Raw genomic sequence first — 12804 nt, forward strand, 5'->3', positions numbered from 1 at the left:
ATTTCTTACTACATTTATTTTAACTATCAAGTGCTTGACGAATTGAATTTAAATAATCTGTAGTTGTATCGTGGTTATCTTCGCTAAAACGTCTAACAATCTCACTACCGATAACGACACCATCAGAAGCTTCAATAATATCTTTCACATGATCAGGCGTTCTAATACCAAATCCTGCTACTACTGGTACACTCGAAATTTCTTTAATTTGCTTAATTTTTGACTTTAGTTGTGGATGAAACTTACCATTTTCCCCTGTAGTGGCATTCATGGTAACGGTATAGATAAAACCTTCTGCTTGTTTAGCAATTTGCTCAATTCGTTCTTCAGAAGTCGTCATAGCAATTAATGAAATGATATGAAGCTTACGTTGTGGATGGCGCTCCTTTAGTTGTTCTAATAATTCAAATGGCAAATCAGGTATTATTAATCCATACACGCCTGCATCTTCACATGCTGTAAAGAAAGCATCTTCTCCATAAAAATTTATTATATTATAATAAGTCATCAATACATAATCACTCTCAATGTCAGCTTGATGAGATTTTAATTCATCCAATATATATTGAATGTTTACACCTTCTTCAATCGCCTTGCTTCCTGCATCCATAATCACGGGTCCATCAGCAACAGGATCAGAGAATGGCACACCTACTTCTATAATATCTGCACCAGCAGCACTTAAAGTTTTCATATTTTCAATAAAACTTTTGTTTCCCATTATATAAGGAATAAATAGTTTACTCATTATTGTCACCGCCTTGTTGCATATAATTCCTTATCGTTTCCATATCTTTATCTCCACGTCCTGATACAGTAACTACAAGAATTTCATCTTTACTCATCTTTGGAGCTAATGATTCTACATAGCTTAGTGCATGGGCACTTTCAATAGCTGGTATAATACCTTCAGCCTTAGTAAATGAAACAAGTGCATCCATTGCTTGTTTATCACTCGCAGTTTCATAAGTCACACGCCCAATATCATGATAATATGAGTGTTCTGGTCCAACGCCTGGATAATCTAAACCAGCTGATATAGAGTGGGCTAACTGAATCTGGCCATGATCATCTTGTATTAAATACATTTTAGTACCATGTAATACCCCTTCTTTACCTTTGTTGATAGCTAACGCATGCTTATCACTATCAATACCTTCACCTGCAGCCTCTACACCATATAATTTCACAGCATCATTGATAAATGGATAAAATGTACCAATCGCATTAGATCCTCCGCCAACACACGCTACAACTGCATCGGGTAAACGCCCTTCCTTTTCAAGAATTTGCATTTTTATTTCTGATCCAATCACACTTTGAAAGTCTCTAACCATAGTTGGAAATGGATCAGGTCCTAAAGCTGATCCTAATAAATAATGCGTATCTTCTACATGACTGACCCAATATTGTAATGCTTTGTTGACAGCATCTGATAAAGTGCCTTGACCTTCAGTAACAGGTTCAACTTTGGCACCAAGTAATTCCATTCGAAAGACGTTTAAAGATTGTCGTTTTATGTCTTCTTCACCCATAAAGACTACGAGTTCCATATCAAACAATGCTGCAACAGTTGCACTCGCAACACCGTGTTGACCTGCTCCAGTTTCGGCAACTAATTTATTTTTCCCCATGCGTTTAGCCAATAATGCCTGCCCCAAAGCGTTGTTTATTTTATGCGCACCTGTATGATTTAAATCTTCTCTTTTTAAATAAATCTTTGCGCCACCAAGTTGTTCAGTATACGATGCTGCATATGTTAAAGGGGTACTACGGCCTACATAGTCCTTTAAATAGTTATCTAATTCTTGTTGAAAGGCTGGATCTGCTTGCGCCTCTTTATAAGCCTTTTTTAATTCTTGAATTGCAGGCATCAATGTTTCTGGTACATATTGACCACCATATGCTCCAAAAAATCCAAATTCATCTGCTTCTGTTTGTATTTTTTTAACCATTTTGTTGTACTCCTTTCACATATTCAATGATTCCATACATTTTCTCACTATCTTTAACCCCATCAGTTTCAATTCCACTTGCAATGTCATAACCCACATGATTCAAATTAAGTTGTTCGATTTTTTTTATATTTTCCAAATTAATACCACCAGCAATTAAAAATTCAATATCGGTTAATGATTTAAGTATCGACCAATCATAAACTTTTCCAGTGCCACCAAAATCTTCAGATGGTGTATCGATAATAAACAAATCAACACTTTGTTGATAATGAATAATAGATTGTTGCAATGTTGCTAAATCTTTTGCAGGTAATGCCTTTATAATTTTTAGTTGTGGTGCAATTTGCTTTATATAATTTATTGTGGCTAAAGTTTCATCTCCGTGTAATTGAATGGTTGTAATACCAGTATGCGTTATTAAGTCAGATATAGTAGTTTTGCTAGGGTTGACCACAATAACCACTTTCTCTTTATCGTCGGGAATGAGTTGGGTGAATTGATTAATGGTTTGTACATCTACAAAACGTTTACTCTTTGGATAATGTATAAAACCAATTGCATCAATATTTAAATTTTTCGCCTTTTCAACATCATCTAATGTTTTAAAGCCACAGAATTTTAGTTTCATTATGACTTCACCTTATCTAATTTTAAGCTTGGCAAAAATTCATTTAATTTATCACTTTTCATCAAAGATTCTCCAATCAACAAGCCATCGATACCTGAATCAACAATATTTTCAACATCTTGTTTGTCATGAATACCACTTTCTGAAATATAGAAATATCCTGATTTTTTATCTTGTAATATTTCATTTGTATGCAGGACATCTGTAACAAAACGTCTTAAATCTCGATTATTCACTCCAATAATTTTAGGATCCAACTTATAAGCACGTGCTAATTCTTGTCTGTCATGAACTTCTATCAAGGCTTCTAGACCTAATGATGTTGCATAATCATATAAATCACGCAATGCTTCATCAGTAAGCACATTGACGATTAATAATATTATCGAAGCACCTGCTTGTTTGGCCACATCGATTTGTATGCGATCTACTACAAAATCTTTGCATAATACAGGTAAATTGGTTTCAACAGTTAACTCTTGTAGCCTTTCATAGCTTCCTGAAAAATAACGTTCATCAGTTAATACTGATACAGCATTCGCACCATATTGTTCATAATCCTTTACTTGTTGTGTTAAATTCCTCTCCGGTAATTTATCTAGAGACGGACTTTTCGACTTGATTTCTGCTATAACAGCTAAATCATTTGATTGTGCTAACTGTGACTCTAATGTAGGTTTATGGGAAACATCAATTTTTGATAATGATTCTAGTTTTTCTTCATAATATCCTACCTTTATCAGGTCCTTTTTATACTCTACGATTTCATCTAATATAGTCATACGTTTTGCCTCCCATTTTATTGTACTGTTCTAATGCTTTACCCTCATTAATCAATGTTTGCGCTTTTTCTACTCCATCTTTGATACTTTCAGCTTTCTCAGCAACGTAAAGTGCTATACCAGCGTTCAACACAACAACATCTCTTTTTGCTGTTTGATCGCTACCAGTCAAAATATTTTTTGTAATTTCTAAGTTATCTTGTGGACTGCCACCAACTAAGGTCTCATTGTTCGCACTTTGTAGTCCGACATCTGTTGCATTTAACGTATAATTGATCACGTCTCCTGTTTCAGTTACCTCATAAATAATATTGTCTCCTGAAAGCGTTGCTTCATCCATACCATTTGCACCATGCATTACGATTGCTCTTTTTCTCCCTAAATCTGCAAGGGTATGCGCAATTTTTTCTAATTTGGATGTTTCATAAACGCCCATCACTTGATAATCCAATTTAAATGGATTAATTAATGGACCAGTAATATTAAATATTGTTGGCGTACTAATTTGTTTTCTAACAGGTTGGATATGCTTCATAATTGGATACGTTTCTGTTGCACTTAAAAACACTAACCCTTTATCTTGAAGTTGTTCAGGTGTTTCCTCAACTGTTCTCGTCTTGATATTCATCGCATTTAATAGATCTGTACTTCCAGAGGCAGATGTTACGCTTTTATTTCCATGTTTAATTACAGGGACACCAGCGCTAGCAACTACAAATGAAACAGTAGTTGAGATGTTAAAGCTATTTGACTTATCTCCACCTGTACCACAAACGCACATACTATCGCTATAGGTAGGTTGTTGATCATACATTGAATGAATTAAACTTTTTGAAATATAAGTTAACTCATCTTGAGTAATTTCCTTTTCTGAAAATGTCTCTAATAATTTCACCTTTTCACTATCAGTTAAATCTGTGTTGATTAGACTGGAAATAAATTCATTCATATCTTCTTGATTTAATGGTTTATATTGATTTAACTTTGTTTGTAATTGCATTGTCTTTTGCCTCCCTTACTATTTCAATAAAGTTTTTGATTATTGTTTCACCATATTCTGTGGCAAATGATTCAGGGTGATACTGAATACCAAAATGTAATTCACTTTGATGTTCAAATGATTGAATACAATCCACGGTTTCTGCAGTTATTGTTAAACAATTAGGAAATGTTTTAGGATTACTAATCAACGAGTGATATCGCATTATTTCAGAATATTCTGGCATATTTTGATATAATGGTGTATCTTTGATTACTTTCATTTGATCTGTTTTTCCGTGCTTAATGCTATCAGCTTGTATTACATCTCCACCATAATATGCTGTTAAAGCTTGCGAGCCTAAACAAACGCCTAATATTGGTTTATCTTTATAATGTTCAATGATTGTCATTAAATCCTTTGTATCTAACGGATGTCCAGGTCCTGGCGAAATTAATACACCATCGACATTCAAATCATATATATCAGGATCATCTGGATATTTCACTATAACTTCTTCTTGTTTAGCAATCATATCTACTAAGTTATAAGTAAACGAATCATAATTATCAACTATAAGAATCATGGTGATACCTCCAATAAACTTTTAGCTTTCAATCTTGTTTCTTCATATTCTTTTTCTGGAATAGAATCATATACAACGCCACAACCTGCTTGTACATTAACATGTGTATCGTCTATCATCATTGTACGTATTGCTAAAGCAAAATCTAAATCATGATTACAATTGATATAACCTATACCTCCACTATAAATACCGCGTTTATGTGGTTGCGCTTCATAAATACGTTGAATTGCTCTTAACTTCGGTGCACCCGAAACTGTTCCAGTAGGTAATAAACTTGCAATGACTGACATCGGTGAGTAATCGTCGTTTAATTTACCCGTCACTTCACTGACAATATGAATAACGTGTTCATATCGCTCAATTGCCATTAGTTTTTCAATTTTTGAAGTTCCCGTCGTACTAATTCTATGAATATCATTTCTTCCTAAATCAACTAGCATACTGTGCTCGCTTAACTCTTTTTCATCATTTTTTAGTAATTTTTCATTTTCAATATCTTCAGCTTCATTCTTACCACGCTTAATTGTGCCTGCTATTGGATTTGTCACAACTGTATCACCTTTCACCTTAACAAAGCTTTCTGGTGAACTACCCACAACGATAGGCTCATCCATATTGAGATAATACATATATGGACTTGGATTTTGACGTTTTAAATTTTGATACAATTGATAAGCTAATTGCTTTAGATGATTGCCAAATTGATGACGATAACTATAAATAATAGAGGGTACGACTTGGAACATATCACCCTGCTGTATTAAAGACTTCATAGCACTAACCGTTTCTTCAAATTCTGACTGTGTCATATTAGCTTCAATCTGCTTATTACTTAAATCATGCGCTTTATATTCAGGATAAATCGTAATATGCTTTAATTCGTTAATTCTATCTTGAACACGCTGTTTCAATTCAGATTCTGCTTGATTTGAAAATAAATTAGTTGCGATAATAAACAATTGCTCTTTATAGTGGTCAAACACATAAACATCTTCTACCATATGAAATTTAGCATCATGCTGTGGATGATCTTCCAATTCAATTTGTTTTAAAACAGGAAACTCATGTCTAACTAAATCAAAACTACATGATCCTACAAACCCTGATATAAATGGTAGAGCTGCTAATTCACTATCATCGATTTCCGCTTTATAGTCGTTGACCAACACTTTCAATGCTTGATAAGGGTTATCATTAATTATTTTTTGTTGTTCATTCGTTACAACTTCTAAAGTTTCGTTATCTAATGTTACGGATCCATACGTATCAAATATCACAATGGAATAACGTCCCTTTAATTGTGATTGATCCGAACTTTCAAGGACAATTTTTTGCTTTCTTAATCTCGCTAATGCTTCCGGTGTTACTTCAGCATTTAATTTTTCATAATATATTTTCATTTCAACTTACCTCCTAATAAAAAAACAGCACCCTTAACTCAAATTATGTCAAGGACGCTGTCGCGCGGTACCACCTAAATTTAGTAGAAAAAAATCTCTACTCACTCTTAAGTTATTAAATTTTAAATCCAACAAAACCCAATTTCAGTTTATGTGAGTGTTAGTTTGCATCGACCACTAACTTTCTGAAACTACTCATTCATAACCTACTACATTTTGTTTTCCATAATTTTGAATATAAAAAGACACCACAATAACGCATTCTGTAAGGACGCGTTACCGTGGTGCCACCTTAGTTAACAATTTCATTTGTTCACTTAAAAAATATAATATTATACATTCAAAAGCCCAATTCACAATATATGCCGTGCTAATTTTCATCAACCATTAGCTTTCTGTGTACTACGAATCATATATGTTACTCATACTTTCAAATGGCAACCAAAGTTGCAAAAAGTAATTAACTAGAATAATACGAGCATCTCAGTTATTTGTCAACAGTAATCATCTTTTTTTTGAAAATTAATATCCTGTTATATATATTAAGCATCTACTAATTTAGTAAAAACTAACTTTGGATTGATCTTTATCTAATTTTATAATGACATTAGTATTGTCTCGTTCATGTTTACCATAATGTTCTTGTACTCCCGAAAATCTTGAATTACCTATTTTCTTCGTTGACAATTTACGATTAACATTAAGCATTCCCATATTTTCTAGGTCTTCTTTATATTCTTTCATATCATTTATTGATACACTAACTAAACTCGGTAGGTCAATCATTGTTTCTTGATGCTTTCCATTTTTCAGCGTAGTTTCAATATTAAACTTATGAAACTTTGGTTTTACATACTTTATTGTTCTTAAATCCTTTAATTCTTCATTGTATTTCTTATAATCTGAACTGCCCTTTTTTTCATAAGAAATCAATGATTTTAATGTATCTTCTCTAGAGCTATATTCTTTATCAAAGTTATGTTTATCCTGTTTCGCAGCCCATTTCACCACTTCTTTATCATCTTTTTTAGACAATTCTTTTAAGTTCGTTGTCGATTCTTCTAAATTATATCCTTTCATTTTGCCATCTTTAACTTGTATAATTTGAGTTATTTCATTATCTTTATTAATTTCTTTCGACGATTGATGAGATATGTATAAAATATGTTCCCCAGTTCCAAGTTTTGATAATGCTAATGGTTTACCTTCTTTTTTAGAACTAAAGCCACAACCTGCCAGTACAATTGTAAACATTAATAATATTTCTACAACTTTTTTCATCATTGTCTCCTTTTCTGTTATTAAATTTTATATTATTCGTCATCATTCATTCTAGGATGCATTTTCTTTACATCTCTTGAATATTTCAAACAATATAAATTTATATCTTTTAACTTTCTTACGTTTTAATTATATATTAAAATTGATTGTGTTAATACATTTTTTTGTGTTACTAAATTTTAATACGATAATAGATTTTCCAATTACATAAATTGATATTGTCAAACACAAAAACACCCCTAAAAGTGAGTTTTTGGTTCTACTTTCAGGAGTATTTATAAAGATATTAAATTGACTTATAAAGCTGTAAGACAATATGCCTTTAGTAATGCTGCAGTGGCATTTAATGAGTCGATGTGTGTTCTTTCAAGTGCGTGTGATGATTCTATACCAGCACCAAATAAACCATGTCGTACATCTGCACCAGCTTTGAGCGCTGCTGATGCATCGGAACTATAATATGGATAAATATCAATTTTATATGGTATTTTATTAATTTTGCAGAGGCTAACGAGTTGTTCCTTTAAGGCTTTATGATATGGTCCTGAACCGTCTTTAGCACAAATTGAAACTGTGTATTCGTCGGATGCTTGGCCATCGCCTAGCGCTCCCATATCTAAAGCAATATATTCAACAACTTTAGGTGATATTGATGCATTTGCACCATAACCAATTTCCTCATTATTAGAAATATAAAATTGTGTCGTTTGTGGTAATGTTAATTGATTATGTTTGATATCCTTCAATAATTCAATAATCATTGCAACACTTGCTTTATCATCTAAATGACGCGATTTAATAAATCCAGATTCTGTTATTTGTGTCCTAGGATCGAAACTGATAAAGTCACCGACCTCAATCCCTAAACTTTCTGTATCTGCTTTGCTCATTACCTTTTCATCTAAACGTACTTCCATATGTTCTATATCCCGTGGTAGTTGATGATTATCACGATATACATGTACACTCGTTTCATGCATACAGATTGTGCCACTATAGATTTGACCTGCTGCTGTTTCTATTTCACAGTATTCACCTTCGATCGCATTATAATGAAATCCTCCGATTAATGTTAAAGCTAATCGCCCATCTTCTTTGATTTCTTTTACCATTGCACCTAATGTATCAACATGTGCAGTTATACATTTATACTGTGCATCGTTTTGACCATTAACTGTGATTAATAATGCACCTTTGTTAGTGATTTCCGTATCAAAACCTAATTTCTGTGCGTGTTGCTGTACATACTCTATCGCACGTGTAGTATGGCCTGATGGACTATTAATCTCTGTAAGTTCTTTAATTGTTTTAAAAATAGCTTCCATATGTACTACCTCACTTATGTTGATTTAATTAATAACTTTTAGTTATTTTTATTTCCGTTCTTATAATTATATATAATATACCTACAAAAAATAGTAAAACTTGAATAATTAGTGAACTTGGTGTTAACCACGTTGCGATATCCCAAAGTAACGCTAAGACGCCTAATACAACCCCTACTTTGTTTACCTGTTCTGAATATTTTAAAAACATTTGTTGTGCAAATTGCCAACTTTTATCATTTTTCAATGATTTAAAACTGCGATAGCCCATTAGTAAATTGGGTTTAGCTATTAAATTTTGCTGCACATTCTTCTTGAAATTTCGTATGATCAAATGATGCGCTACTATGAAAGTTAGCAAAAGCATATTGCTACTTATCCTCCCTTAGATAAATTAACACAAAGATAGCCAACCCAAGTGATGATTTAATCTTGGGTTGGCATTTTATAAACTATATGTCTCGAACACTAAATGTTGAGTGTTTATTAGTGCAATTTCAATAATCATATAAAAGTATCTATTAAACATGTATCATTCCAAATATAAATTACTTAAATATATGACTAAACTTGTTACCTTAATACATTCTTAAGTGTTTATTCGATTTAATCTTTTTGAATTTCTTCCACTGTTTCTTCAACTTCTTGGCGCGATATTTTCTCACGTCCATTTTTCATTGCTTTTAAACTTTTATATGCAAGCGCTAGAGGTAGTCGACAGAATAATAATATCGTCTTTTTATTGATATCCTTTTTATATTCATCTGCTTTAGCTAGATTTTCTTCAGCATATTTAAATAAATCATCACGCGTCCAACCATCTGGTTTAAAGCTCACACCACGTTCTTCTAAGTCTTCATCTTCATTACGCAAGATATTCACGGCTTGTAGACCTCGACCAAAGCCAATTGCTAAATCACGGTCAGTCTTAACACCGGCACAAATGTCCCAAATTTCTGACAACATGACACCTACTAATCCAGCAACATAATATGTATAATCATCCAAATCTTCTCGTGTATGGATTTCCCAGTTTGCCTTAGCCCACTTCGCCATACCATATGCCATCTCACTCGTAGATGACTTAACAACTGTTAATGTCTTATCTGGACAAGCCTCCAACCAATCACCTAAACGACGGGTAACTTCAGGCATATCATCTAGAACAGGTTCTAAAATATTAAGATATTCGGTCTCATTAAATGGTTTCTTTAACAAATCACTGACTTGCATTAATAAATCATATTTCAAATCATTATCGATTTCTTCATGATCTTCAATTTCATCAATTGCACGCATTACCAAATAAGCCGATGCAACTGTATGTTTGATTTCTTTATCTAAAAAAGTAATCGGTATATAGAATGTACGGCTCGTTTCTTTCAGAACTCGCATTGCATCCTTTGGGAAATTCTTTTCTGTCATTTTCTTGTTACCTCCCTTTTTTAAAATACTATCACATAATGGCAAAATAAAACATTATTCCAAGGCAAATTCAATTTATAGCCTTCAATTATCTATAAACAATATTTATTCTATAATTTACAATAAATAAGGTTTGCAACATTAAAAAATTATCATTTATATTTTTTGTATTATCCTAGTGATCAATACCCTTTTTGAAAATCAACTTTATTATTAAGATGATTTTTATTTTCTATATTTTGCAATGTCTCATAAAAGCATGCAACTGCATCATCAATATCTGTCAACGCTGATATGTGTGGTGTGATAGTTATATCACTTCTATCCCACAGAACAGAATTGGTCGGTAAAGGTTCTTCATCCACAACATCTAATATAGCATGGCGAACAGTATTATTTTCTAGTGCTTGTATTAAGTCCTCAGTATTGACAACTTGTCCCCTGCCTACATTAATAAAGACTGCTTTATTAAACGTTTTAAAAATAGTGCTATTAAATAACTGATTTGTTTCTTGTGTTAAAGGCAACGTGCTAATTATGTAATCTGATTTTTCTACATATTGACTAGATTGTGCTACTGTTGTCACAGCTTTAAATTCACTTTTTTGCTCGCCACTATACGAAATACCGTATACTGTAATACCTAATAACGAAAAAATTTCCGCTATTTTCTTACCAATTTCCCCTGTTCCAAATAGAGTTACTGTAATTTCCTTTAATGGTTTAGGAGTGACAACAGACCATTGTTTATTTCTTTGCTGTTTCTCTAATATTTCGTGATGTTGTGCTTCTTTAAGCATGTAACTGAGACAATATTCTGCCATTTTTTGTCCGAAATCTGTTACTGTTCTCGTTAAAAGTGTTCCTGATTCAAACCAACCCTTTAATTGTAAATAATTATTTACACCAGCATTGAACGTATGTACCCACGAAACTTGCTGCGGTTGAAAGCTTTGACTAGGGCTAAAACCTACATATACATCTGCCCATATTAAATCATTATTATCTATCTCCTGTAATTGCTTAAATAATAAATTATAATTTTTTAATTTTGGTAGATATTCATGAAATGCTGCTTGATAATCACCAGCTATTAATATATTTTGAATCTTCATTATTATTCTCCTTTGTTAACTGTACCAAATCATACCTTCTATAATTATACATTTAAATTTTTATTCTTCATTAATATTCCCTTCACTGTATCGACTAAATATACTGATTGATGTTGCTTATTAATACTTGCTACTATACAATATTACTATTCTGAAAATTTTGATAGAGGTGATTCGCTTTATGAAACAAATTCTTTTCGTCGGATTAGGTTTAATTGGCGGAAGTTTAGCTAGCAATCTTCGATATTATCATGATGATATTGAAATTACAGCATTTGATGCTGATGCATCACAACTAGAAAAGGCACATTCTATCGGCATTATCGATTATAAATCTACAGATTATCAGGCTTGTGTCGAAAATGCAGATATTATTATTTATGCCACACCAGTTCAACAAACAATTAAATATCTTCAAGAATTACCTAACTATCATATCAAAAAGCATGTCATCGTTTCTGATACGGGTAGTACAAAATCTACAATACAGCAGTACGAAAGTTATTTATTAAAGCACGATATTCATTTAGTTGGTGGCCACCCTATGGCTGGAAGTCATAAATCGGGAGTTCTTAACGCAAAAAAACATTTATTCGAAAATGCATTCTATATTTTAGTACATAATGAATCAGCAAATGATGATGCATTTGAAATTATACAAGAGCTATTGAAAACAACTGATGCTAAATTTATTTCAACAACTGCTGAAGAGCATGATTTTGTTACTGGTATCGTGAGTCATGTACCACATATCATCGCATCTAGTTTAGTACATCTTAATGCTGAACACGTTAAAGATTCATCCTTAGTTAAAACATTGGCAGCTGGTGGTTTTAGAGATATTACTCGAATCGCTAGTAGTAACCCTGTCATGTGGCGTGACATCACATTAGAGAACAAAGACACAATTTTAAAGTTATTACGAGAATGGAAACATCAAATGGCTGATGTGATTGATTTAATAGAACATAATAACCCTAAAGACTTACATGATTTCTTTAATGACGCTAAAGTATATCGTGATGAATTACCCCTTAAATCACAAGGTGCGCTGTCTGTCGAGTATGATCTATATGTAGATATTCCGGATAAACCAGGTATGATTAGCAAAGTAACTCACATCTTAAGTTTACATAATATTTCTATAAGTAACCTTAGAATATTAGAAGTCCGTGAAGATATTTATGGAGCTTTGCGTATTAGTTTTAAAAACCCTGAAGATCGCAAACACGGTGCTGAAGTACTAAGTGATTTTGATACTTATTTCGACTAGATTTTCATTGCGATATTTTGTGTAATTTACATCAAAAACCCAACACTCC

General features: G+C 32.6%; 13 protein-coding genes. 1 reads left to right on the forward strand and 12 read right to left on the reverse strand.

What is annotated here, in order from left to right; all coding sequences use genetic code 11:
• Positions 1-19: 19 nt before the first annotated feature.
• From trpA to JN168_RS07435, 12 genes are all read right to left on the reverse strand, one after another.
• Entirely contained in the window at positions 20-748 is a 729-nt protein-coding gene (trpA, locus tag JN168_RS07380) for a tryptophan synthase subunit alpha (protein WP_232138670.1), read from the reverse strand.
• On the reverse strand, positions 741-1955 hold the full coding sequence (trpB, locus tag JN168_RS07385; RefSeq protein WP_042738739.1) for a tryptophan synthase subunit beta: 1215 nt from the start codon (positions 1953-1955) through the stop codon (positions 741-743). Before trpB ends, trpA begins: the two co-directional genes overlap by 8 nt.
• Positions 1948-2586: a phosphoribosylanthranilate isomerase gene (locus tag JN168_RS07390; RefSeq protein WP_279525729.1), complete on the reverse strand. Its 639-nt coding sequence runs from the start codon at positions 2584-2586 to the stop codon at positions 1948-1950. Before JN168_RS07390 ends, trpB begins: the two co-directional genes overlap by 8 nt.
• Complete coding sequence (gene trpC / locus JN168_RS07395) at positions 2586-3368, reverse strand: indole-3-glycerol phosphate synthase TrpC (protein ID WP_042738741.1); 783 nt, start codon at positions 3366-3368, stop codon at positions 2586-2588. Before trpC ends, JN168_RS07390 begins: the two co-directional genes overlap by 1 nt.
• Entirely contained in the window at positions 3352-4368 is a 1017-nt protein-coding gene (gene trpD / locus JN168_RS07400) for an anthranilate phosphoribosyltransferase (protein ID WP_279525730.1), read from the reverse strand. Before trpD ends, trpC begins: the two co-directional genes overlap by 17 nt.
• Positions 4337-4933, reverse strand: coding sequence for an anthranilate synthase component II (locus JN168_RS07405; RefSeq protein WP_042738743.1), 597 nt, complete (start codon positions 4931-4933; stop codon positions 4337-4339). The genes trpD and JN168_RS07405 overlap by 32 nt, the downstream gene beginning before the upstream one ends.
• Positions 4930-6336, reverse strand: a complete 1407-nt coding sequence (locus JN168_RS07410; protein WP_042738744.1) for an anthranilate synthase component I — start codon at positions 6334-6336, stop codon at positions 4930-4932. Before JN168_RS07410 ends, JN168_RS07405 begins: the two co-directional genes overlap by 4 nt.
• Positions 6337-6894: 558 nt before the next feature.
• Positions 6895-7617: a hypothetical protein gene (locus JN168_RS07415; RefSeq protein WP_279525731.1), complete on the reverse strand. Its 723-nt coding sequence runs from the start codon at positions 7615-7617 to the stop codon at positions 6895-6897.
• Between the two features lie 296 nt (positions 7618-7913).
• Entirely contained in the window at positions 7914-8942 is a 1029-nt protein-coding gene (locus tag JN168_RS07420; protein ID WP_042738746.1) for a M42 family metallopeptidase, read from the reverse strand.
• Positions 8943-8970: 28 nt separating this feature from the next.
• A complete protein-coding gene (locus JN168_RS07425; RefSeq protein WP_232154984.1) occupies positions 8971-9276 on the reverse strand; it encodes an SdpI family protein in 306 nt (101 codons plus the stop codon).
• A 272-nt stretch (positions 9277-9548) separates the two neighbouring features.
• Entirely contained in the window at positions 9549-10367 is an 819-nt protein-coding gene (locus JN168_RS07430; RefSeq protein WP_042738748.1) for a squalene/phytoene synthase family protein, read from the reverse strand.
• A gap of 182 nt (positions 10368-10549) precedes the next feature.
• Positions 10550-11482 carry a D-2-hydroxyacid dehydrogenase gene (locus tag JN168_RS07435; protein WP_042738749.1) on the reverse strand — a complete coding sequence of 311 codons (933 nt, stop codon included), beginning with the start codon at positions 11480-11482 and terminating at the stop codon, positions 10550-10552.
• Positions 11483-11663: 181 nt separating this feature from the next.
• Between JN168_RS07435 and JN168_RS07440 the strand changes: the two genes are divergently transcribed.
• On the forward strand, positions 11664-12755 hold the full coding sequence (locus tag JN168_RS07440) for a prephenate dehydrogenase (RefSeq protein WP_042738750.1): 1092 nt from the start codon (positions 11664-11666) through the stop codon (positions 12753-12755).
• The last annotated feature ends 49 nt before the right edge of the window (positions 12756-12804 follow it).

The organism is Staphylococcus gallinarum (genome assembly GCF_029774255.1).
In the GTDB taxonomy this organism is placed as follows: Bacteria; Bacillota; Bacilli; order Staphylococcales; family Staphylococcaceae; genus Staphylococcus; species Staphylococcus gallinarum.